This is a genomic window from Comamonas flocculans (genome assembly GCF_007954405.1).
Classification (GTDB): domain Bacteria; phylum Pseudomonadota; class Gammaproteobacteria; order Burkholderiales; family Burkholderiaceae_C; genus Comamonas_C; species Comamonas_C flocculans.
This window is the reverse complement of sequence record NZ_CP042344.1, coordinates 1,791,958-1,815,088: the sequence shown is the minus strand read 5'-3', so window position 1 is coordinate 1,815,088 and position 23,131 is coordinate 1,791,958. Positions and strand designations below refer to the sequence as shown.

At 69.4% G+C, this 23,131-nt stretch carries 19 protein-coding genes; 12 read left to right on the top strand and 7 right to left on the bottom strand.

The features are described from left to right. Nucleotides 1-34: 34 nt before the first annotated feature. Entirely contained in the window at nt 35-772 is a 738-nt protein-coding gene (gph, locus tag FOZ74_RS08760) for a phosphoglycolate phosphatase (RefSeq protein ID WP_146912708.1), read from the bottom strand. 84 nt (nt 773-856) lie between these two features. On the opposite strand from gph, the gene FOZ74_RS08755 reads away from it, so the two are divergent. Continuing rightward, nucleotides 857-1,213, top strand: a complete 357-nt coding sequence (locus FOZ74_RS08755) for a hypothetical protein (RefSeq protein WP_146912707.1) — start codon at nt 857-859, stop codon at nt 1,211-1,213. Here FOZ74_RS08755 and rpe read toward each other — a convergent pair. Further along, entirely contained in the window at nt 1,203-1,886 is a 684-nt protein-coding gene (gene rpe / locus FOZ74_RS08750) for a ribulose-phosphate 3-epimerase (protein ID WP_146912706.1), read from the bottom strand. The genes FOZ74_RS08755 and rpe overlap by 11 nt on opposite strands. 64 nt (nt 1,887-1,950) lie before the next feature. Between rpe and FOZ74_RS08745 the strand changes: the two genes are divergently transcribed. The 4 genes from FOZ74_RS08745 (at nt 1,951) to FOZ74_RS08730 (ending at nt 6,467) form a co-directional block, all read left to right on the top strand. Beyond that, a complete protein-coding gene (locus FOZ74_RS08745) occupies nt 1,951-3,213 on the top strand; it encodes a cation:proton antiporter domain-containing protein (RefSeq protein ID WP_146912705.1) in 1,263 nt (420 codons plus the stop codon). Further along, nucleotides 3,210-4,325 (top strand): YbdK family carboxylate-amine ligase, encoded by a 1,116-nt coding sequence (locus FOZ74_RS08740; protein ID WP_146912704.1) that lies wholly within the window; start codon nt 3,210-3,212, stop codon nt 4,323-4,325. The genes FOZ74_RS08745 and FOZ74_RS08740 overlap by 4 nt, the downstream gene beginning before the upstream one ends. A gap of 8 nt (nt 4,326-4,333) precedes the next feature. Continuing rightward, nucleotides 4,334-5,329 carry a thiamine-phosphate kinase gene (thiL, locus tag FOZ74_RS08735; RefSeq protein WP_146912703.1) on the top strand — a complete coding sequence of 332 codons (996 nt, stop codon included), beginning with the start codon at nt 4,334-4,336 and terminating at the stop codon, nt 5,327-5,329. Nucleotides 5,330-5,441: 112 nt separating this feature from the next. Beyond that, nucleotides 5,442-6,467: a helix-turn-helix transcriptional regulator gene (locus tag FOZ74_RS08730; RefSeq protein WP_146912702.1), complete on the top strand. Its 1,026-nt coding sequence runs from the start codon at nt 5,442-5,444 to the stop codon at nt 6,465-6,467. A gap of 15 nt (nt 6,468-6,482) precedes the next feature. On the opposite strand, the gene FOZ74_RS08725 is transcribed toward FOZ74_RS08730, so the two are convergent. Next, complete coding sequence (locus FOZ74_RS08725; protein ID WP_146912701.1) at nt 6,483-8,093, bottom strand: D-alanyl-D-alanine carboxypeptidase/D-alanyl-D-alanine-endopeptidase; 1,611 nt, start codon at nt 8,091-8,093, stop codon at nt 6,483-6,485. Between the two features lie 73 nt (nt 8,094-8,166). Beyond that, nucleotides 8,167-11,046, bottom strand: coding sequence for a hypothetical protein (locus FOZ74_RS08720; protein WP_146912700.1), 2,880 nt, complete (start codon nt 11,044-11,046; stop codon nt 8,167-8,169). Between the two features lie 179 nt (nt 11,047-11,225). Here FOZ74_RS08720 and FOZ74_RS08715 point away from each other — a divergent pair, with 179 nt between their 5' ends. The 5 genes from FOZ74_RS08715 (at nt 11,226) to FOZ74_RS08695 (ending at nt 15,317) form a co-directional block, all read left to right on the top strand. Continuing rightward, nucleotides 11,226-12,833 (top strand): DUF4139 domain-containing protein, encoded by a 1,608-nt coding sequence (locus FOZ74_RS08715; RefSeq protein ID WP_146912699.1) that lies wholly within the window; start codon nt 11,226-11,228, stop codon nt 12,831-12,833. A 3-nt stretch (nt 12,834-12,836) separates the two neighbouring features. Further along, on the top strand, nt 12,837-13,358 hold the full coding sequence (locus FOZ74_RS08710) for a phosphatidylglycerophosphatase A family protein (protein ID WP_432417454.1): 522 nt from the start codon (nt 12,837-12,839) through the stop codon (nt 13,356-13,358). Nucleotides 13,359-13,363: 5 nt separating this feature from the next. Beyond that, nucleotides 13,364-13,879, top strand: a complete 516-nt coding sequence (locus tag FOZ74_RS08705) for a CinA family protein (RefSeq protein ID WP_146912698.1) — start codon at nt 13,364-13,366, stop codon at nt 13,877-13,879. Nucleotides 13,880-14,070: 191 nt separating this feature from the next. Continuing rightward, a complete protein-coding gene (locus FOZ74_RS08700; RefSeq protein WP_146912697.1) occupies nt 14,071-14,871 on the top strand; it encodes a hypothetical protein in 801 nt (266 codons plus the stop codon). A 56-nt stretch (nt 14,872-14,927) separates the two neighbouring features. After that, nucleotides 14,928-15,317, top strand: coding sequence for an MAPEG family protein (locus tag FOZ74_RS08695; protein ID WP_146912696.1), 390 nt, complete (start codon nt 14,928-14,930; stop codon nt 15,315-15,317). A gap of 39 nt (nt 15,318-15,356) precedes the next feature. On the opposite strand, the gene FOZ74_RS08690 is transcribed toward FOZ74_RS08695, so the two are convergent. Next, entirely contained in the window at nt 15,357-16,547 is a 1,191-nt protein-coding gene (locus FOZ74_RS08690; RefSeq protein WP_146912695.1) for an ABC transporter substrate-binding protein, read from the bottom strand. An 86-nt stretch (nt 16,548-16,633) separates the two neighbouring features. After that, nucleotides 16,634-17,323 carry a lipoyl protein ligase domain-containing protein gene (locus tag FOZ74_RS08685; RefSeq protein WP_255437533.1) on the bottom strand — a complete coding sequence of 230 codons (690 nt, stop codon included), beginning with the start codon at nt 17,321-17,323 and terminating at the stop codon, nt 16,634-16,636. 88 nt (nt 17,324-17,411) lie between these two features. Between FOZ74_RS08685 and hemB the strand changes: the two genes are divergently transcribed. Next, nucleotides 17,412-18,419 carry a porphobilinogen synthase gene (gene hemB / locus FOZ74_RS08680; RefSeq protein ID WP_146912694.1) on the top strand — a complete coding sequence of 336 codons (1,008 nt, stop codon included), beginning with the start codon at nt 17,412-17,414 and terminating at the stop codon, nt 18,417-18,419. A gap of 7 nt (nt 18,420-18,426) precedes the next feature. Here hemB and FOZ74_RS08675 read toward each other — a convergent pair whose 3' ends face one another. Beyond that, nucleotides 18,427-20,760, bottom strand: coding sequence for a hypothetical protein (locus FOZ74_RS08675; RefSeq protein WP_146912693.1), 2,334 nt, complete (start codon nt 20,758-20,760; stop codon nt 18,427-18,429). Nucleotides 20,761-21,079: 319 nt separating this feature from the next. On the opposite strand from FOZ74_RS08675, the gene FOZ74_RS08670 reads away from it, so the two are divergent. Beyond that, nucleotides 21,080-23,056 (top strand): multicopper oxidase domain-containing protein, encoded by a 1,977-nt coding sequence (locus FOZ74_RS08670; RefSeq protein ID WP_146912692.1) that lies wholly within the window; start codon nt 21,080-21,082, stop codon nt 23,054-23,056. Nucleotides 23,057-23,131 lie beyond the last annotated feature (75 nt).

The window sequence follows — 23,131 nt, the reverse complement described above, 5'->3', positions numbered from 1 at the left end:
ACGGCCCGCGCAGCTGCGGCGGGCGCCGGCGTGCCTATGGGCCAAGCAACTGCGTGAGCGAATCGAGGTAGCCGTCGGCCGGCACCTCGCGCACCGGCCGGCCGTGGTTGTAGCCGTAGCCGAGCAGTACCACCGGGCAGCCCGCGGCCCGCGCGGCCTGGGCGTCGTTGCGCGAATCCCCCACCATGAGCGTGCGCCCAGGCAGGGTGCCCAGCCATGCGCAGGTCTCGAGCAGCGGCAGCGGGTCGGGCTTCTTGCGCGCGAAACTGTCGCCGCCGAACACCGCCTCGAACGACGCCTGCAAGCCCTTGGCCGCAAGCAGCGCCAGGGCATGCACGCGCGGCTTGTTGGTCAGGCAGACCAGGCGCAGGCCGCGGCGGCGCAGCCCCGCCAGGCCCTGCTGCACGCCCGGATAGAGCGTCGCGCGGCTGCCGTTGACAATGCCGTAGTGGTGCTGGTAGCGTAAATGGGCCCGGGCGTAGAGCGCCTGGGCGCGCGCTGCGGCGTCGACGTGCCCGGCGCGGCTGCAGGCCCAGAGCAATACCGATTGCAACAGATGTTCCGAGCCCTTTCCCACGCGCAGCGCGATTTCGTCCGCGGGCATGGCGGGAAGTTCCAGCTCGGCCAGCGTGTGGCCGAGGGCCAGGGCAAAGTCGCCCAGCGTGTCGACCAGGGTGCCGTCGAGGTCCAGCATCACCGCGTCCACGGTGGCAAGGGAGATCCGGGGCGCAGGCAGCGCCGCGCCCGTCGGGGCGGTTACGTTCGTTGACATGCTGCGGCACCCCGATTGCCGGCGAGGCATCCAATGCATTCATCCGGCCGGAACTGGTTCCGGAGCACTAGAAGGAGTTTGAACATGCGCAATTTTCGTCTTTCGGTTTTTGTCGGTAGCGCCCTGCTGGTCTGGGGCGCACAGGCCCAGGCTGCCGGCCCGAGCGCGGCCCAGCAGTGCGCCGACAGCACCCAGGTCAGCCACGCCGCCTGCGTGCGCGAGGTCGGGGCCGCCGCCCAGGCCGCACGCCGGGGCCAGTTGACCAGCGAGGATGCGGCCACCTACGAGCGCAACGCCATGGCGCGCTGCTCGGTGTTCAAGAACGCGCAGGACCGCGCGGATTGCGAAAAGCGCATGGGCCCGTCGGCGCGGCTCAGCGGCTCCGTGGACGGCGGCGGGCTGCTGCGCGAGGAAACCACCACCTACACCATCACGAAGTAAGGCGGGCACGCATCGCGCCTATCACGGCGGCGTAGTCGGGCTGGCCGAAGATCGCGCTGCCGGCCACGAAGGTGTCGGCGCCCGCATCCGCGACGGCGCGGATGTTGGCCGCCTTGATGCCGCCATCGACCTCCAGGCGGATGTCCCGTCCTGAGGCATCAATCCGCTTGCGCGCCTCTTGCACCTTGCGCAAGGCGCTATCAATAAAGGACTGGCCGCCAAATCCCGGATTCACGCTCATGATGAGCACGAGGTCGATGTCCTCGATCACCCAGTCCAGCACGTCCAGGCCGGTGGCCGGGTTGAAGGCCAGTCCCGCCTTGCAGCCCGCGGCCTTGATGGCCTGCACGCTGCGGTGCACGTGGGCGCTGGCCTCGGGGTGAAAGCTGATCAGATCGGCACCGGCGCCGGCAAAGGCGACGGCCAGCGCGTCCACCGGCTGTACCATCAGGTGCACGTCGATCGGCACGGCGCTGCCGTCGCTGCGCCGTGCGTGGGGCCTGAGCGCCTGGCACACCATGGGGCCGAAGCTGAGGTTGGGCACGTAATGGTTGTCCATCACGTCAAAATGGATCCAGTCGGCGCCGGCGGCGATGACGCTGCGTACTTCTTCGCCCAGACGGGTGAAGTCGGCCGAGAGGATGGACGGGGCAATGCGGTAGACGGGATTCATGGCGGCGATTGTCGCAGCGCCGCCGCCCGCAGTACGACTGGCCCCGCCAGAACAAGGACAAACGATGGTTGGATGGAGAGAATGGTGGGCGCAGTGGCTGCCCGCCGCAACCGGGCTGGCCACGGTGCAGTGGGCCCTGCTGCTGGCGCTGGCCGCGGCGGCGGGCTATCTGGTGCAGCGGCGCATCGGCCTGCCCAAGGTGGTGGGCTATGCGCTGGTGGGTTCGATCGCCGGGCTGCTGGGCTTTGATGGCAGCGCCTGGCCGCTGCAGGGCACGGGCCTGTTCGTGGTGGAGCTGGCGGTGGCGGTGGTGCTGTTCGAATGCGGCGGGCGCCTGCCGCTGCGCTGGCTGCGCCACAACCCCATGGTGCTGGTGCAGAGCCTGGCCGAATCGGCACTGACCTGGGGTGCGGTCTATGCACTGATGCTCTGGCTCAAGGTGCCCGAGCAGGCGGCGGGGCCGCTGGCGCTGGTGGCGGTGGCCGCCTCGCCCACGATCCTGATGCGCGTGGTCACCGATTCGCGCGCGGCCGGGGCGGTGACCGAGCGCGCCATCGTGCTGTCCACGCTGTCCACGCTGTACGTGCTGGGCCTGGGTGCGGCGCAGGCGCAATGGCTGGGGCGCCCCGAAGCCGGCGCGGGCGCGGTGGCCGAGGCGGTGCTGGCTGTGCTCGGCGCTTCGGTGCTGATCGGCGCGGTGCTGGCGCTGGCGCTGCGCGCGGCGCTGCGGGTGATGAGCCCGCTGAGCGAAAACACGGCCATCGTGGTGCTGGCACTGATTGCCGCCACCACCGCGCTGGCGGCGCGCGTGGGCGGCTCGGCGCCGCTGGCGGCGCTGCTGGCGGGCATGCTGCTCAAGCACTTCTACCCGCGCCCCTGGGCCTGGCCGCGCCAGGCGAGTTCGGCTTCGACCATGCTGGCGATCGCGATGTTCGTGCTGGTTTCCACCGTGGCCGCACAGACTCCCTGGAACGTGGGCGTTGCGGCGAGCGTGATCGCGCTGGTCCTGGCGCGGCTGCTGGCCAAGGCGGTGGGCGTGGGCCTGGGCAACACCGGCAGCGGCGCGAGCTGGCGCCAGGCGCTGTGGACCAGCGCGGCCATGGCGCCGATGGCGGGCGTGGCGCTGCTCGTGGCCACGGGCTTTGCCTCCGCGGCGCCCGAAACCGGCGCGCTGGTTGCGCAGGTGGCGCTGCCCGCCATCCTGCTGATGGAGCTGCTGGGTGCGGTCATTGCCACCTTTGCGCTCTTTGGCGCGGGCGAGAGCATCCGGCCGCTGGCGCACCAGATGCGCGCGCGGGCGGCCGAACAGGTCAAGGAGCAGCCATGAGCCTGGAAGCCTTTCACGACTCCGAAGCGCTGACGCTGGGCGTGGAGCTGGAGCTGCAGCTCGTCAACACCCACGACTACGACCTCGCGCCCTATGCCGAGGACATGCTGCGCCTGATGAAGAAGACGCCGCTGCCGGGCTCCGTGGTGCCGGAGATGACCAGCGGCATGATCGAGGTCTCCACCGACATCTGCCGCTCCAGCAGCGAGGTGCTGAGCCAGCTCACCCCGATCCGCGACGCGCTGGTGCGTAGCGCCGACAAGCTCAACATCGCGGTGCTCGGCGGCGGCACGCATCCCTTCCAGCAGTGGCACGAACGGCGCATCTACGACAAACCGCGCTTTCACGAGCTGTCACAGCTGTACGGCTACCTGTCCAAGCAGTTCACCATCTTCGGCCAGCACGTGCACGTGGGCTGCCCCGACGCCGACGCGGCGCTCCTGATGCTGCACCGCCTGAGCCGCTACATCCCGCATTTCATCGCGCTGTCGGCCTCCAGCCCCTACGTGCAGGCGCACGACACCCAGTTCGACTCGGCGCGGCTCAATTCGGTGTTCGCGTTTCCGCTCTCGGGGCGCGCGCCCTGCGTGCTCACCTGGGCCGAGTTCGAGCAGTACTTCGACAAGATGACCGGCACCGGCGTGGTCAAGAGCATGAAGGATTTCTACTGGGACATCCGGCCCAAGCCGGGTTTCGGCACGGTGGAGATCCGCGTCTTCGACACGCCGCTGACCATAGAGCGCGCGGCGGCGCTGGCCGGCTACGTGCAGTCGCTCGCGGCCTGGTTCCTCGCCGAGCAGCCCTTCACGCCGCAGGAGGACGACTACCTCGTCTACACCTACAACCGCTTCCAGGCCTGCCGCTTCGGGCTGGAAGGCGAGTACGTGGACCCGGTGAGCGGCGAACACCTGCCGCTGCGCGAGCACATCCTGCGCACCATGGACCGCATCGCGCCCTTCGGCGAGGCACACGGCGCCACCAGCGCGCTGCAGCTGCTGCGCGCGGAGACCCTGGACGGGCAAAACGACGCGCGCTGGCTGCGCGAGCTGATGGGGCGCGAGCAGCTGCTGGCCGAGGTGACGCGCCGGGCGGCGCTGCGCTTTCGCGGCTGAGGCCTGCCATGGGCGAATTCGAGCTGATCCACCGCCATTTCACCCGCCCCGTGCGGCGCGCGGCGCTGGGCGTGGGCGACGACTGCGCGCTGCTCTCGCCCGCGCCGGGCATGCAGCTGGCCATCTCCAGCGACATGCTGCTCGAAGGCCGGCACTTCCTGCCGGGCACTGACCCCGAGCGGCTCGGGCACAAGGCGCTGGCCGTGAACCTGTCGGACCTGGCCGCCTGCGGCGCGCGGCCGCTGGCCTTCACGCTGGCACTGGCGCTGCCGCAGGCGCACGAGGCCTGGCTGGCCGCATTCGCGCGCGGCCTGTTCGCCCTGGCGGATGCGCACGGCTGCGAGCTGATCGGCGGCGACACCACCCGGGGCCCCTTGAACATCTGCATCACCGTCTTCGGCGAACTGCCCCGGGGCGACGCGCTGTTGCGCAGCGGCGCCCGCGCCGGCGACGACCTCTGGGTGAGCGGCGCACCCGGCCAGGCGCGCCTGGCGCTGGGCGCGCTGCGCGGCGAATGGCCGTTGCCGAGCGCCGTGCTCGCCGCCGTGCGCGCACGACTTGAGCGCCCGACGCCGCGCGTGGCCCTCGGACTGGAGCTGCGGGGTCTGGCGACGAGCGCGATCGACGTCAGCGACGGACTGCTGGGCGACTTGGTGCACGTGCTCAACGCCTCGCAGGTGGGCGCCACGATCGCTGCCGATAAAACTTCACATTTGATAGCTGCCAACACTTGTCAGCAAAGCCCTGATGCCGTATTTGAACTGAAAACCCTGGCGCTTTCCGAAGCGCAGCGCCAGCGCTGCGTGCTGGCCGGGGGCGATGACTACGAGCTGGTGTTCACCACGCCGCCCGCGCGCCTGGATGCGGTGCACGCCGCTGGCGCGCGAAGCCGCACGCGCGTGACGCGCATCGGCCGCATCGACGCCGCACCGGGCCTGCGTCTGGTCGACGGCGGCGGCCAGCCACTGCAAGGCGATTTCGCATCGTTCGATCATTTCGCCTGAGTGCGATGCGGCGGGGCGCGGCGGCCACCGGGCCGCTGCAATTTCCCCACAGATGTGTAACACTTTTGCCAAGCGCGGCGGCAGGGCTGCCACGCTTGACGAAGGGGTTCTCATGGTCAGGCACACGCCCATTCCCGACACGCCTCGGCGCACCTGCACGCTGGAGCATCTGTCCACCGACGAGATCGAGCCGCGACTGCGTTTTGAGGCCTGGCGCACCCGCGCGCATCGACTGGTCGATCTGCAGCCGCCGCGCTCTGGCAGCACGCTGAACGCCGAGCTGACCACCCTGCGCGACGGCCAATGCGACTTTGGCGCCGCGCGTTCCAGCGACTACGCCACGTTGGCCGACCCGCGTCACCATCCGGCATGCGCGGGGATGACGGTCATGACCTTCATCGTGGCCGGCACGGTACGGGTGTGCGATGCCAGGGACCACCGCCAGCGCATTGCGCCGGGCTCGCTGGCCTTGTATGACGTGACGCGCCCCGCGCGCTACGACTGGAACGGCCCCTCGCGCGAGCTTTACCTGGCCTTGCCGCGCGCCGACGCCATGGCGGCCATGGGCGGCGGCCGCCGCCCCCTGATTGTGCCGCTGGACCAAGGCGCGCTGGCGCCTGCGCTGCGCAGCCAGTTGGCCGTGCTGGCGCGGCTGGCCTTGACCTCTTCGCCCGAGGAATGCGCGGGTCTGCTGGTGGGCGCGCGTGCGCTCGCGCTTCTGGCCCTGCACCAGGCAGCCAGCCAGGAGGCCTGCGACGACAGCGCCGACGATGCCTTGGACAGCCTGGCGGCAGGGCGGCGCGCGGCGGCCCTGCATTTCATGGCGCAGCAGGCCCACCGCCCGGGGCTGGACGCCGACGACATCGCGCGCGGCACGGGCTGCTCGCGCACGCGCCTGTATGCGGCCTTCGCCGAGCACGATGAAACCGTCATGAGCGCGCTGCGCGAACTGCGCCTGCAACGCGCGCGAGCCGCGCTCGATGAAGGCCAACGGGTGCACCTCGGGGCGCTGGCCTGGCGTTGCGGGTTTGCCGATCCATCCCAATTCAGCCGCGTGTTCAAGGCCCGTTTTGGCCTCACGCCCACGGCATGGGCGCGGCGGGCGCAGGCGGCGCGGCGGGCGTCGGTGCCCCGCTGAACCCGCCTGGCTTCGTCAATAGTCACGCCAGAGCATGGCGGAAATCAGGCCCTCGTCCTGGAACACCTGCGCCACCCCATCGATGTCCGCCGCCCGCGCATGGTTGACGACCACGGTGTAGATCAGCTCGCGGCCGCTCCTGGCGTGGATGTAGCCGCCAAAAGCCTGGCCCTTCACCAGCAGACCCGCCTGCGTGCCCTCGACGTTGGTGCCGGTCTTGGCGCGCACCTGCCCCGTGGCACCGGCCAGCGTCGGATCGGGAGCGTAATCCCTCACGAAGGCCAGCGACCCGTCCGTGCCGAGGATGGGCAGCGCATCGAAATAGGTGTCGAAATGGGTGCTCTCGCGCATGCGCGCGAGGAAGGTGGTGACCGCACGCGTGCGCGCCTTGGTGTCACCGCCGCCGCTGCCGTTGAAAAATTCGTATTCACTTTCCGGCACGCCGTAGTGGCGCGCCAGATGCCCGCGTTCGACGGCCAGCGTCGCGTCCATGTTGTCCACGCCTTGCGTCTTGCCCCACAGCAGCAGGCTGGTGTCGGCGCCCAGGTTGTAGCTCACCTTGAGGATGAGCCGGGCGTAATCCGCATAGGGCATGCCCACGAGCTGCGCCACCCTGGAACTGGCCGGGTACACGCCCTGGGGCGGCAGCAGCTGCACCGGGTTTTCCTTGACCGCTGGGGCATCCACCGCCACGCCGGCCGCTTGCAGCGCCTCGATGAATACCGTGCGGGCATAGTTGTCCGGCCGGGTGATGCGGATCGACCGGGTCAGCGGGAAGACACCCGTGAACTGCGGCTTGAAATCAACGGGAATGGTGCCCGAGACCTGCGCGGCGCAGCCCGGCACGCCGATGCACGGCAGGAATTCCGGCGCCAGATCGAACGAAAAAACACTGCCCGCCACGCCCGTCAGCAGCCCGTTGCCGACGCCCAGCGCCGCCGATTTCGGCCGCCAGTCCAGCGCCGCCGGCTGCCCTGGCTGCGTCGGGTTGATCGTCAGGTCGATCACGTCGTCATTGACGAAGATCGGCCGCAGGTCGAACTCGCCGCGGTAGGGGAAGGGCTGGAACAGACGGTCGTCGATGACCACGTCGCCCGCGACGCGGGTGATGCCCGAGCGGGCGACCTGCGCCGCCAGCGACCGGTAGCCCGCCAGGGGGTCGGGGCGGGTCTGCACCGCATTGCCCAGGCTGTTGGCCTCGTTGTGGTCGTAGTCGCTGATGGCGATCGAGCCGTCCGGATTGGTGCGTCCGCCCATCGTCAGATCGCCCGACGCCACCAGAACCAGGTTGCCCTGCAGCACCCCGTCCGCCACCGTGCCCTGCGCATGCACGGGGGTGTCGTCGTGGTGGTCGGGGCCGACCTGGTCGAGCCGCTCGCCAACCGAAAAGAGCTTGCGCACCGAGCCGATGAAGAACGCCTCATCGGGCCGTTCGTCCAGCACGACGTCGCCCGTGCTCGCATCCACCACGCGCAGGCCCCAGGTGGCTCCCGCGTAGCGCGGCTGGTTCATCACGGCGCGCACGTCGGCGGAGATGCCGCCATCGGCGCTGCTTCCCGCGCCGCAGCCCATGAGTGCACCGACCGCAGCCAGCACGGAGAAGGCGACGCGTACCGAAGATTTCATGAACGCGCTCCCGCCCGCCGCGGGTCCATGTTCTTGGCGAACGAGTCTGAAAAAGGCCGCGGGAATGAGGTTGTCATTGTTGTTTGCCGTAGTAATCGACCGGCTCCGGAAAGCTCAGGAAATTCTTGATGACCTGCGCCTCTTTTTTCTCTCGTTTCTGGTTCGGATTGGCACCGCGGCACCATTCTTTTGATTTTGACGCTTCCTTGCCATTGCGGTCGATCACGATGCAGCTTTCCTGATCGACGATGCGCTCCTTGTTCGTCGGACATTTTGAATCGTCCAGATCGGCCGGGCACGTCGCGAAGGGTTCGTTGACGCGCAAGGTGTATACGTTGTCGTCCAGGTCGGTAAAGCGGATTTTCAAGGGGTATCCGCTGTGCGCGCCCGACTTCACGGTCCCGACCCGGAACCCCGAAATCTGGCTGTTGCCCGGCATGATCACGTCCTGATGGATGTTCTCGCATTGCGGGTCGCTCGCCGATCGGTTCAGTACGCACACGCCATAGCGTTTGAGCAAGGGCTGGGTGGGGTTGCGCTCGAGCAGGGCCGTGACGCCGATGGCCACCGAGAATCCATCGGAATAATTGAACTGCTCCTGATTTTCCAGCCCATTGGGGCTGCCGACCGCAAAGATCAGGCCATCGCCCAGCTCGGACATGAAGCCCACGGCGTCATCGACCGAGAAGCTGTAGGCGCTCATGCCCAGATCCTCGTGAATCAGCCTGACATAGGGATTGAACTGCCACTCGGGATGATTTGCGTAGGCGGGATTCAGGTAGTTGTATTGCAGATCATGGATGTACATGAACTGTATTTTTGCGTGATCCCATCCCGCGATTTTGGTGTGCACCAAGGGATTGGCGTCCGCGCCGCAACCTTCATTGAACGGCACCCAGCCGTAGATGTGCCTGATGGCGTCCCAAAAATTGAACACCGGTTTCTCTGGCGTCGCTCCGCTGCATTTCCCCTGGCGGTACATCTGCAGGTAATCGGCATGGTTTTGCGCGAAAAACCGCTGCACCGCGCCCATCTTATCGAGCAAGTTGCGCAACTGCGGCTTGCTGCAATCGATGCGGGCCGTCACATACTGCGTCATATCCTCGGCGCCCCAGTCCAGGCACGAACCCCACAGGTTCTGCATGTTTTGCACGGCAGCGCCGAAACGAAGCGTGGTCTTTTGCCCATCCGTGCACTTGCCCTGAAAGCATTCCAGCACGGTCAGCACGGGGGGAGAGCCCGCAGCCGGCAGCACCGGCAGATCGGCATTGGGCGCCAGCACGTCTTTGCGCTCTTCAAAGATGTTGTAGCCGCCGGGCAGGCGCAACTGGTTCATGTTGTACACCGGCCAGCCCTGCCCGGCCGGGCTGGCCAGGAACGCATGCAGCGTGTTTCTGAAACTCTCCAGCGAGCGGGCGGAGCCGCTGTAGCCGATGTAGGGATTGTTCTTGACCCCTATGGCCACCGGCATGTAGACGTGGTCGACGTACGAAATGTTGTACCCCACGTTCTCCGGCTTGAGCAAGCGCTGCGCCTGGCCCGACACTTCGACCGAATCGCCGAAGGTGTATTCGGACAGTTGCGCGTAGATGTTGACGGGCAACCCCGCCGCGTTCGAGTACGTGCTCAGGCGGCAAGTGGTGGCGCGGCCCTGGCACGACACGCCCTGTGGCGTGGCCTGCAGCTTGTGGTCGGAGGCCTGTTGCAACCTCGTGCTGTCGTCGGCCAGGATGACGCGCCCTCCATTCCACCACGTGATGTGGCCCTGCTCGGGCGCCGCCAGCTCGCTGTACAGCGGCAGCGTGATCGTGACCGACGTCTGGGGCGCAAGGCCCGTGCCTTCATTGACGAACAGTTTGTAGACATGGCTCTCGGCATGGGGTTGGCTGGTGCGCAAGCACCCCTGCAACCATTGATCCACGGTGGACTTTGCGCCCACGGTCAGCACGGGGTAGATCACGCCTGGCGAATTGTTGTAGAGCGTAATGGTCTTCGGGGGCACCGCCACGGGTTTGCCGTTGTAGTCCTTGCACTGGACGGACGCGCCTGCGTCGAAGGGCGCCGAGTCGATGTTGAGCGTCACCTGCTCCAGGGCCAGCGCCTGCGCTGGCCCGCCACCACCCAGGACGGTGGCGGCGTAGCTCAGGGTGCGGGTGGAGGCGTCGTACTGCGGCGCCCCGAGGGTGAGGAAGTACAACTGCACCTGCCCCGTTCCGGTGCTGCCGTAGTACGCGGTGTTGGGCGCGCTGCCTGCAAAGCTCTCATTCCACGCGGCGCTGAAATCGGCCGTGGAGCGTCCCTCGCTGTAGCGGCTCGGGGCGCTGGCAACCAGCAAGGTGGTGTCGACGACCCCATCGAGCACCAGCCGGTATTGGCCGCTAGCCCCTTCGGGCTGCAGCGACGCCTGCCCAGCGTGCTGCAGGTAGAACGCCGCGCCCTGGTCGTCCACGGCGTTGTTGAGCACCTGCAGGAACAGGTTGGCGATGTTCAGCGCCCCACCGTCGGTCTGCACCGAATTGGCATGGATGGTGAGCGGCACCCGCAGCTGCCGCGCCGCCGCGTCGTAGGCGGGGCGCCCCAGGGCCGCGTAGAGGGCCTGCAGATCGGCATCGCCCGACTTCTGGAAGTGCAGCGTGGCGTGCGGCGCGATCGAGCCATAGACCCGTGCCCAAGTCGTGCCGACGTAATCCGCCAGGGCCTGCTCGCCGCTGCCTCGCAGCGGCCGGTCCTCGAACCAGAATGCCGAGGGCTCGGGCTGATCGAGCACCAGCGTCCACTGCGTGGGTGAATCGCCGGGCTGCAGTTGCCCCGACGCAGCGGCCAGCATGTAGATGCGGCTGGACTCGTTCCCCGCCGGAGCCGGGGTGCTCGGTCCGTCACCACCGCCGCAGGCGGCGAGCAGCAGGGCCGCCATCGCCACCGTCATCCCGCGCATCCATGTCAGGGGCTTCATGGCTCTCTCTCCTCCGGTGTTTCCCACGCGCATCGCGCAATACCGATTCAGTCTAGGCCTGCGCCCCGGCGACCGGACGGCGTTTTCATGTCCAGGCGTCCCAGGTCTCGGCCCCGCGTCCCGCTCTGGTCTTTCATCGCTTTTCCCCGGCCAACGGCCTCTGGTGCACACTCGCGGCCATGAAACACCACACCCTGCTCACCCTCGCGGGCGCGCTGCTGGCGGCGCCCGCATTCGCCCAGACCAGCGCGCCGGCGCCGGCCTCACGCATCAGCGCGGTGACGCTGTACCCGGGCAGCGCCACGGTGGAGCGCGTGCTGCACCTGCCCGCGGGCGCCACGCGAGCGGTCTTCGGCTGCCTGCCGGCGCAGCTCGATGCGCGCACGCTGCAGGTGAGCAGCCCGGCCGAGGTGCGCATCGGCGACGTCAACGTGCAGACGATGGAGCGTGCCGTCGCCAGCGGCTGCGCCGGCGCGCTGGACGAACGCATCCGCGCGGCCGAGGACGAACTGGCGCGCGCGCGCGCCGAGACCGACGCTCTGGAACTGGCCCAGACCTGGCTCAACACCCAGGCCGGCACGCCGCCGGTGCACACGCGCGACAGCCTGGCCCCGGCGCAGATCGCCGCCACGCTGCAGGCGCTGCGCCGCTCTTCGCTCGACACCCTGACCGAGCTGCACCGCGCGCGGCGCGCGCTGCAGGAGCGCGAGCTGGCGCTCAAGCGCCTGCAGGCCGAACAGGGCAGCGCCCAGGCGGCCAAGGTGGCGGTGGTGCGCGTGAGCCTGGCCACGCGCAGCGGCGGCGAGCTGCGCCTGAGCTACCAGGTGCGCGGCCCGAGCTGGTCGCCGAGCTACCGCGCCAGCCTGGACAGCGACAGCCGCCAGGTGCAGCTCGAGCGCCTGGCCCTGGTGGCGCAGACCACCGGCGAGGACTGGAGCGGCGTGCAGCTCACGCTCTCCACCGGCCAGCCGCTGGCGGCCACGCAGGGGCCGCTGCCCCGCCCCTGGACGCTGGACGTGCAGCCCAAGGAGCCGCCCCCCGTGCCCAAGATGGCGCGCAGCGAGGGCGTGGCGATGATGGCCGCGCCGGCGCCGCCGGCACCGGCGCTCGCCGCCGAGCCCGATGCCGAGCCGCTGCCGAGCTTTGAGGCAAGTACCCGGCAGGGCACCTACGCCACGCAGTTCGTGCTGCCCCAGCGCGTGAGCGTGCCCTCGGGCGGCGAGCGCGTGACCCTGTCGCTGGGCGCGCAGCAGCTCGCGGCCACGCTGCTCACGCGCACCACGCCGGCGCTGGATGCGCACGCCTGGCTCGTCGCCTTGCTCGGGCCGCTGCAGGGCAACTGGCCGGCGGGGCCGATCGCGCTGCAACGCGACGGCGCCAGCGTCGGCCAGGGCCGCTTCGATCCCATGGCCAGCGACTTCGCCCGCCTGGGACTGGCCTTCGGGCGCGACGAGAGCGTGCTGGTGAGCAGCGAGCCGGTCAAGGAATTTACCCAGAGCGCGGGCTTCACCGGTGCCCGCAGCGAACGCAGCGTGGAGCGCAGCTACCGCGTGGAAAACCGCCACCGCCAGGCGATCACGCTGCAGGTGCTCGACAGCGCCCCCGTCTCGCGCAACGAGGCCATCACGGTGCAGTCGCGCTACGAGCCCAAGCCGCAGGACGACAACTGGGGCGGCAAGGGCGGCGTCGCCTGGCAGCAGGAACTCGACGCGGGCGCCAGCGCCGTCTTCAGCGCGCGCCACGTGATCGGCCACGACAAGGACGTGCGCGTGCGCGAGGGCCACTGAGCCATGGTGCAGGCCGGCCCCGCAATGGCGCGCCCCGACGTGCGCTTCATGCTCGCCCACCCGGCGCACCTGCTGGCGCTGGGTTTCGGCAGCGGCCTCTCGCCCGTCGCGCCGGGCACGGTGGGCACGCTCTGGGGCTGGCTCGCCTTCGTGGTGGCGCAGCAGTGGCTCACGCCGCTGCAGCTGGGCCTGGCCACGCTGGCGGCGCTGCCGCTGGGCTGGTGGGCCTGCACGCTCACCGCGCGCCACCTGGGCGTGGCCGACCCGGGCGCGGTGGTGTGGGACGAGATCGTGGCCATCTGGCTCATCCTGCTGCTCATCATGCCCACGGGCCTGTGGGGCCAGGGCATCGCGTTCGCACTGTTTCGCTTTTTCGATGCGCTCAAGCCCGGCCCCGTCGCCTGGGCCGACCGGGCCTTCAAGGGCCTGGGCTGGCGCGGCGGCTGGGGCATCTTGTTCGACGACCTGGTCGCGGCGCTGTGCACCGTGGTGGTGATCGCGCTGTGGCGCCATTTCGCGGGTTAATGGCCATGTCACTCTCAAAACTGGAGCTGCCAGCGCTGGACACACAAGGGCTGGAGCCATTTTTGTTGCATATTTCCCAAGCCTTGCCGGCGCGCGCTCAGATGCTGGCCACGGCGGAAAGCTGCACCGCCGGCTGGATCGCCGCGGCCTGCACCGCGCTGGCCGGCTCGAGCCGCTGGTTCGAGCGCGGCTTCGTCAGCTACTCCAACGCCGCCAAGAGCGAGATGCTGGGCGTGAACGCCGCGCTGATCGAGGCCGAAGGTGCCGTCAGCGAACCCGTGGCCCGCGCCATGGCCGAGGGCGCGCTGCGCCACGCCCACGCGCAGGTCAGCCTGGCGGTGACCGGCGTGGCCGGGCCCGGGGGCGGCAGCGCCGACAAGCCCGTGGGCACGGTCTGGTTCGCCTGGTGCGTGGACGGGCGCACCCACAGCCAGGTGCGGCACTTTGCCGGCGACCGCGCCGCCGTGCGCGCGGCCACGGTGCGCCACGCGCTGGCGCAACTGGCGCACCATCTGGCCTGACACGGTTTTGCCTGCGCGCGCGCGACAAGGCGCGAAGCCGCAGAGCGCGCTGCAGCGCAGGCCCACGCAGCCATCCGCTTGAAGGCGAAGCCCCGGGAGAGCGCCGGCGCGCGCAAGACCCCGGCGCCCTTGCGGTGGCCGCGGGCGGCGCCAGCCGGCCGGGCGGCGCTGCACTACCATCGCCTGCGAACATGACCCCGGTCGCCACCGATCCCGCCGCCTTCCTCGCCCGCCAGCTGCCTGCACAGCAGCTGCCGCTGGCGCGCTACCGGCTGGGCGAGGAGTGCACCGTCTGGCTGCGCCGCGCCCGCCCCGGCGCGCACCCGCTGCAGCGCCGGCTGTGGGCGCTGGCGGCGCGCCTGTCGCGCGTGCCCGCGCTGCGTCCCCTGCCCATGGCCGGCGCTGCGGCCTGCGCCGCCGCCCAGGCGGCGCGCCTGCGCGAGTTTGCCGGGCAAGGGCTGCCCGTGGCCCAGGTGCTGGCGCAGCAGGGCGACGGCCTGCTGCTGGGCGATGCGGGCACCACCTCGCTGGCGCAGGAGCTCGCGCAGGCGCCGCACGCCGAGGCGCTGCTCACGCTGTGGCAGCAGGGCCTGGCGCTGATCGACGGCGTGCATGCCCACGGGCTCAGCCTGGGCAGCGCCCTCCCGCAACACATGGTGCGCGGCCCTGAGGGTGCGCTCACCCTGGTCTATTTGCCGCCCGACCCGGCCGCGCTGCTGCCGGCACCGCTGTGCCAGGTGCGCGACGCGCTCAGCTACCTCTACGCCAGCGCCATGCTGCTGCACGCCGGCGGCGCGCGCGAGGCGGCGCGCCCGCTGTGGCAGGCCTGGCTCGATGGGCCGGCGCGCGCGCCGGGCTTTCGCCAGGCGCTGCAGGCGCAGCTCACGCGCCTGAGCTGGCTGCGCTACCTGCCCCCGGACGCCCGCTGGGGCCATGCGGCCTGGCAGCTGCGCGCGGCCTATGAACAGGCGGTTTCACTACAATACAAGTAGCTGTCCGCGCTTGATGGACGGGCGTTTGATCGACTTTTTACTTGAAAGGAGCAGGCATGAACGCGATCCACACCGTGGCCCTGCTGGCCGTGGCTGAGTACGTCGCCTTCAGTGCGCTGGTCGGGCGCGCCCGCATGCGCGGCCGCGTGATGGCGCCGAGCACCAGCGGTGACGAGGCCTTCAACCGCGCGTTTCGCGTGCAGCAGAACACGCTGGAGCAGATCGTCGCCTTCCTGCCGGCGCTGCTGCTGGCGGGGCGGTACTTCCCGCCCGCGCTGGTGGCCGGCATCGGCGCGGTCTGGCTGGCGGGGCGCCTGCTCTACCGCCAGCAGTACGTGAGGAACCCCGCGAGCCGCGCGCCGGGCTTCATCCTCACGCTGCTGCCCACGGTGGTGCTGCTGCTGATGGCGCTGTGGGGTGCGCTGGGCGCTCAGGCAGCGCCCTGAGCGCGCCGCGGCGCCCGCGCGCCACGGCGGCCTGCGCTCTTACTTGACCAGCGGGCACTTGCTCTCGGACAACGGGCGCGTCACCAGGCTTGCGGGCAGCGTGGAGACGACCTTGTAGTAGTCCCAGGGCTGCTTGGACTCTTCGGGTTTCTTGACCTGCACCAGGTACATCTCCTGCTCGACGCGACCGTCCTTGCGCACGGTGGCGCCGTCGGCAAAGAAGTCCTTGACCGGCATCTCGCGCATCTTGTCGGCCACCTTGGCGCCGTCGGTGCTGCCCGCGGCCTTCACCGCCTTGAGGTAGTGCAGCACGCCAGAGTAGGTGCCAGCCTGCACCATGCCGGGCATGCGTCCGGTCTTCTCCATGAAGCGCTTGCCGAAGGCACGGCTTGCGTCATCGCGGTCCCAGTAGTAAGGGGTTGCGGCCACCAGGCCGTGGGCGGTCTTGAGGCCCAACGAGTGCACGTCGCTGATCACCATGGCCAGGGCCGCGAGCCGCTGGCCGCCCGCCATGATGCCGAACTCGCCGGCCTGCTTGATGGCGTTGGTCATGTCGGTGCCGGCGTTGGCCAGCGCAATCACATCGGCCTTGGAGGATTGGGCCTGCAGCAGAAAGGAGGCAAAGTCGGAGGTGCCCAGCGGCGCGCGCGCGGCACCCACCACCTTGGCGCCCTTCTTGTTGATGGTGTCGGTCAGGTCCTGCTGCATCGCGTGGCCAAAGGCGTAGTCGGTGGCCAGGATGAACCAGTTCTTGGCGCCGTCGTCGATCATGCCGGTGGCCACGCCGCGCGGCGCCGCGTAGGTGTCAAAGGTCCAGTGAAAGCCTGTGGGCGAGCACGATTCATTGGTCAGCGCGGACGAAAACGGCCCGGTCGCAATGGTGATCTTGCCCTTGTCCTTGGCCAGGTTCTGCACCGCCAGCGCCACCGCCGAGTTGGTCAGGTCGGTGATCATCTCCACGCCCTCGGTGTCGAACCACTTGCGCGCGACCGAGGCCGCGACGTCGGGCTTGTTGGTGTGGTCGGCATCGATCACCTCGATCTTGCGGCCCAGCACCTCGCCGCCAAAGTCCTCCACCGCCATCTTGGCTGCGGTGACCGAAGTCTTGCCGCCAAAGTCGGCGTAAATGCCCGACTGATCGTTCAGCACCCCGATCTTGAGCGTGCCCTGGGCGTGGGCGATCTGACAGGCGCCGAAGACCAGCGCGGCGACCAACCATGGTGTTTTCATATCGTGTTTCCTCCGGGTTGAAAAAACCGATCATGGCAGCGCGTGGGCGCGCAGGCAATCGGTTTTCGCCCTGAGAGAGCCGCGCGTCAGACCGCGAGGGCCTCCGCCAGCGCCTCGCGCAGCAGCGCGGCGTAGCGCGGTGCAGCGACAAAACCCGGCGCGAGCTGGCTGCACGCGACGGTGCGCCGGCGCATGGCCTCTTCGTCCGGTGCGTGGCCCATCGCGGTGCACAGCAGCGCCCAGTCGGGCGGCGCCACCAGCGTGCCCGCCACCAGCAGCACGCCGCTGCGCTGGCGCCGCTGCGCCAGACCGACGAGCTTGCGCCCGCCGCCCGCATCCACCACTTCCCAGGAGGCGAGCGAGCCAAAGCAGGCCCAGGGCAGCTTGGGGCCGAGCAGCGCGTCGGCCTGGGCCACCTGCTCGGGCGCCAGCGCGCGCGCCGCCACGCCAAGACGGGCGAGCAAACCCACGTACAAGCGCCCCAGGCCTTCGTAGCTGGCGTTGATGCGTCCGCTCACCCACGGGTGTTCGAGCGGCAGCGCCACCGAGCTGCTGACCATCCACGGCCCGGTGAGCACCGCCCCGCCGCCCGACGCGCGCACCAGCGTCGCTACGCCCGGCGCTGCCGCCTGCAGCCCGGCCAGATACTGCTGCTGCGAGCAGCCGAGCACGATGGCTGGTGCCTCGTGCGCCCAGACGGCAAAGGCCGGCTGGCGCACCGGCTCGGCCAGGTGGGCCAGGTTCCACTGCTGTTCCTGTTGGGCGATGGTGGGCATGCGTTGCGCTCAAGAAAACGCCGGCTTCGGCGCAGGCGCAAGCCTAACAGCGCAGCAGGGGGCGCGGGGCTGTCGCACAATCGGCGCCATGCACCTGTCCAGCCCCACCCCGTTTCCCCAGAACCGCCCGCGCCGCCTGCGCCGCGACGCCTTCTCGCGCAACCTGGTGCGCGAGTCGCGCCTGTCGGCGCACGACTTCATCTACCCGGTGTTCGTGCACGAAGGCACAAACCGGCGCGAGGCCGTGCCCTCCATGCCCGGCGTCGAGCGCCTGAGCCTGGATCTGCTGCTGCCCGTGGCCGAAGAATGCGCAAAGCTGGACATCCCGGTGATGGCGCTCTTCCCCGCCATCGACGCGGAACTGAAAACCCCCGACGGCAGGGAAGCGGCCAACCCCGACGGCCTGATCCCGCGCGTGGTGCGCGCGCTGAAAAAGGAATTCCCGCAGCTCGGGGTGATGACCGACGTGGCGCTGGACCCCTACACCAGCCACGGGCAGGACGGCGTGCTGGACGACACCGGCTACATCCTGAACGACGAGACGGTGCAGGTGCTGGTGCAGCAGGCCCTGGCCCACGCGCGGGCGGGCGTGGACATCGTCGCGCCCAGCGACATGATGGACGGGCGCATCGGCGCGGTGCGCCGCGCGCTGGAGGCCCAGCAGCTGATTTACACCCGCATCATGGCCTACAGCGCCAAATACGCGAGCAGCTTCTACGGGCCGTTTCGTGACGCGGTGGGCACGCGCGGGGCGCTGGGCAAGGCCGACAAGAACGTCTACCAGATGGACCCGGGCAACAGCGACGAGGCGCTGCGCGAGGTGGCGCTCGACATCGCCGAGGGCGCGGACATGGTGATGGTCAAGCCCGGCATGCCCTACCTGGACGTGCTGCGCCGCGTGAAGGACGAGTTCCGCATGCCCACCTTTGCCTACCAGGTGAGCGGCGAGTACGCCATGATCAAGGCGGCATCGGCCCAGGGCTGGCTGGAGCACGACGCGGTGATGATGGAGGCGCTGCTCGCGTTCAAGCGCGCCGGCGCCGACGGCATCCTGACCTACTTCTCGCTGGACGCCGCCCGCCTGCTGCGCGGCTGAACACGCTTCAGTGCACGCCGGCGCGCAAGGCGCCGATCTGCTCCTCGTACACGCGCCAGGGCAGCAGGGTCTTCTGCAGGGCCACGGGCACGTCGGCCACCGGGAAGAAATGCGGCACCGGGTAGTGGGGGTTGTTCTTGCCGATGTATTCCAGCGCGGTGTAGCTGCTTTGCAGCGTGCCCAGGTCGTACTGGGCGGCGCGGAAGGTCCAGGTGGCGATCCAGCTGCCCACAGCCCTCGGACCCATGTCGTTGCGCAGGATCACCGCCAGCGGCGTGCGCGGCGCGTCCTCGCGGAAGAAGCACACCACGCTGGGGATGGCGCAGTGCTCGGCGAAGGCGTGCCAGTTGAAGTACCTGGTCGGGCTGTTGAACTCCGCCAGGTAGCCGTGCTTGATGTAGTCGCCGAAGGAGTCGTCCATGTTCTTCTTCGTCGGCAGCCGCCATTCGAAGGCCTGCACCAGCGCGTCGGTGATGCTGGCGTCGGCCAGCGCGCTGGCGCTGTCCACGCAGGGCGCGTCGTACTGCACCCGCATCAGCCGGCCCAGCTTGAAATCGCGCGGCCCCCAGGGCACGTCGCGCGGGTACCAGACGTCCTCGGGCACCATCTCGGGCAGGCGCGCGGGCTGGTTGCAGCCGCCCACCCAGGCCAGCTGGAATTGCACGTCGATGAACAGCTTGGCGCTGAGCAGGCGCTGCGGGCGCAGGCGCTCTATGGCCAGCGTCTGGCGCTGCAGCTGCTCGCGCATGAGCGCGACCTGGTCGGCGTCGCGCTGCCCGCCCAGCTGCTGCACGGTGGCGTAGGCGTCGAACAGGTAGTTGCAGATCCGGGCATTCCACAGTGCGTACCAGTCCAGCAGGTCGTTGTACTGCTTCTCGACCACCGCGGTGTAGTACTTCTTCTTGCGAAACACCGTGCACCAGCGGTAGAGCACGCCATCGTTGCCCACGGGCCCGAGGCCGACGAACAGCTGGTGGGCTTCCATGAGCCGGGGGTAGAGCACGATCAGCCTGCGGCTTTGCTCCAGCACGTAGTCCTTGTAGAGCTGATCCTGCTCGGCGGTGGTGGCGCCCACGTGGCGCCGGCGCCGCTCCTGGATCAGCTCGATCAGCGCATTGAACTCGGTGAACACGCCGATCACCCGGTCGAGCGCGCGCTTGTGCTCGGCCATGGACACCATGGAGGCGATCTCGTCCACCTTGGAGGCGATGCGCGAGAGCTCCACCTGCATGGTGGCGAGCGCCTTCTGCACCGGGTCGTCGGTGGGCAGCGCGCGGTCGAGGATGAAGTTCAGCCCCGGCTCCAGGAAGTCGGTCCCGGTCAGCGCCATCGCCTTGGCAAAGGCCATGCCCAGCACGGCCTTGCCCGCGGCGGACCAGAATTCCGCCAGCTCGCGGCCCACCTCGATGGGGATTTCCTGTGCCCAGGGGCCGAAGTCCGGCGGCGGCGGGCAGGCGCTCGTCGCCTTGCGCACCAGGGCCTGGCCCTGGAGGGCGGGTGTCGGCGCGAGCGCCTCGTCGCCTTCTTCTGCGTCGAGCATTCGCACGACCGCATCGGCCAGGCGGTCCAGGTAGTCGGCCACGCGCAGGCCAGAGTCCCGCGCCTGCTGGCGCAGGGCTTCCTGGTCCAGGCCCGTGTCGAAGGGATCGATGTCGCTCAGGTTGGTGCTGTATTCCAGACCCAGGAAGTCGTTGATCACGAACTCCACCTGGCTGGTATCCACCGACAGCCGCTGGAACACCTTGTAGAGCAGCGTGCCCGCCAGATTGACGTCGATGACGGGGTTGATCTTGACGCCGCCGTTGTATTCGAGCCCGTAGAGCAGGCCCTCTGCGGTCCGGGCCTCCGCCAGCAGGAAGCGCCGTCCGGTCTGCGCCGACGCGTACACGCCATCGGCGTCGGTGCTGCCTTCGTCCACCTGGGCACCGTGGATGTCGAGCACCCGCACCGGCGCGCTCGCCAGCAGCTCGGCGCCCATGGCCACGCGCACGCGAAAGCTCAGGCCCTCGGTGGGCTGGGCCAGCAGTTCGTTGCTGCGCGGCTGCACCGGCGGCAGGGTATGGCGGCCCTGCTGGTGCTGGTAGCCGTCCTCGTCGTGGCCGATCTCGGGGTCCAGCGGCTGCAGCGCGCGCGGGTCCGAGAGGCTGTCGCCGCCCTCCTGGCCATCGCTGCCACCACCGCAGGCGGTGGCCACGCTGGCGACCGCGCCCAGCAAGGCGCCGCGCAACAGGGTGCGGCGCGCCAGCGGCAGGCGGTCCGCCATCGGGGCAGGGGCGGGCGACGCGGGCAGCGTGCGGGTCAGGGCGTCGGTGTGGCCGGCATCGCGATCAGAGCGGGGCATGGCGGTTCCCTTGAAGGGCAGCGCGGTCGCGCGGCCCCAGGCAATGGGGTTTGAAGAAAGAGGGGGGCCGCGGCGCGGGGCTCGCGGCGGCGGGGGCCGGCACGCGACGCGGCGCAGCAGGAAACCCGGCTGCGCATCCTGCCACAAATGTTTGCAATTCGTTGCGCCTGCGCGGGAAAAAACCGGCGGGCAGCGATGGCGAAGGGGTGCGCCGGCCGCGGCGTCCGGCTTGCCATGCCCCTTGCCGCCGCAGGCCCCTACACTATGGCCTGTCCTTGAAGTCGCAGGCCCCGGGCCTGCTCCGAGTCAGGAAGCATTCATGAGTACCCAAACCCCAACCAGTCCGGCTCCAGATACCTGGCCGGCGCTTTCCACCGCGGCGCTGCGCGTCGCCTTCGGCATCATCTGGATCGTGAACGCCGCGTTCACCTGGATGCCCAGCTTCGCCGACAACTACGCGGGCTATCTGCGCAACGCCGCCGACGGCCAGCCCGCATGGTCGGCCTGGTGGTTCGACACCTGGATCGCCATCGTCGAGCCGCGCGCCGACACCTTTTTGTGGCTCACGCGCATCGCCACCACGCTGCTGGCGCTCGCCCTGCTCTTCGGCTTCGCGCGACGCACGGTGTACGTGATCGGCGCGCTCTACAGCCTGCTGATCTGGAGCACCGCGGGCGGCTTCGGCGGCCCCTACACCATAGGCGCATCCAACACCGGCGTGGGCATCATCTACGTGCTGGTCTTCGCGGTGCTGATCGCCATCAACCACCGCAGCGGCACCAGCCCCTACAGCGTCGACTACTTCATCGAGCGCAAGTGGCCGGCCTGGAGCTGGATCGCCGAATGGCGCGAACGGCGCCTGTCGGACGCGCCGCGCGTCGCGTGGTGGGCGCAGACCGGCATCCTGCTGGGCGTGGCCGCCGTCGTCTTCTTCCTGGTGGCCGGCCTGCAAAGCAGCATGAACGTGAAGGCGCCCACCCCCGCTGCAGCGGCCGCGGCGGTGTCGCCGCTGCAGCTGATGAGCAAGGAGCCGGTCAAGAAGGCCTTCGACGCGACGCTGCCGCCGCTGACCAGCGACAAGGAAGTGCTGGTCACCATCGACGTGACCGACGAGGCGGTGGAAATCGCCAGCGGCGTCAAGTACCAGGCCTGGCCCTACGGCGGTACGGTGCCCGGCCCGGTCATCCACGTCAAGCAGGGCCAGATGGTGCGGGTGGTGCTGGCCAACAAGGCTTCGATGCACCACTCCATCGACTTCCACTCGGCCTTCACCCCGCCCAACACCAGCTTTGCCGACATCAACCCGGGCGAGCAGATCGAGTTCACCTTCGAGGCCAAGGTGCCCGGCACCTTCGTCTACCACTGCGGCACGCCGCCGGTGCTGCTGCACATGGCCAACGGCATGTACGGCGCCATCATCGTCGACCCTGCCGACGACCCGCGCCCCAAGGCCGACAAGGAATACGTGCTGGTGCAAAGCGAGTGGTACACGCGGCAGATTTCGGGCAACCTGATGGGTCCGGATTTCGGCAAGATGGAGAGGATCCAGCCCGACATCGTCGCCTTCAACGGCGTGGCCTTCCAGTACCAGGACCATCCGCTCACCGCCGAACCCAATGAGCGCGTGCGCCTGTACGTGGTCAACGCCGGCCCGAGCCTCTGGAGCGCCTTCCACGTGATCGGCGCGATCTTCGACAAGGTCTATCCGGACGGCAACCCGAAGAACGCGCTCAGCGGCGTCTCCACCTACAGCGTGGGGCCGGGCGAGGGCATCGTCTTCGACGTGGTGATTCCGGACGTGGGCAACTACGTCTTCGTGGACCACTCCTTCGCCCACCTTGAAAAGGGCGCGGCCGGCTCGCTGCGCATCGGCAACCCGGACAACTTCGTCAAGCCCAAGATTTCCAAGATCGAAGGCCACGCCAGCGCCGCCGCGGCAGCGCCACCCGCGGCCGCGGCCGGCCCCTACAAGTTCGACGCAGAGCGCGGCGCGCAGCTCTACACCAGCACCTGCGCGGCCTGCCACCAGGCCAATGGCGAAGGGCTGCCGGGCGCCTTCCCGCCGCTGATCAAGAACCCGGCGGTGCTGGCTGCGGACGGCACCAAGCACATCCGCGCCATCCTGCACGGCGTGAGCGGCGAGGTCATCGACGGCGTGAGCTACCCCAGCCCCATGCCGCCGTTTGGCGGCGCGCTGTCGGACGCCGACGTGGCCGACATCGCCAACCATGAGCGCACCCAGTGGGGCAACAAGGCCAAGCTGGTGACGGCCGACGAGGTCAAGGCGCAGCGCTGAACGCCCTCTCTCGCAAAGGCCACCCCAGCGGTGGCCTTTTTCGAGCCGATTCATTGTCATGTCAGACATTTCGTT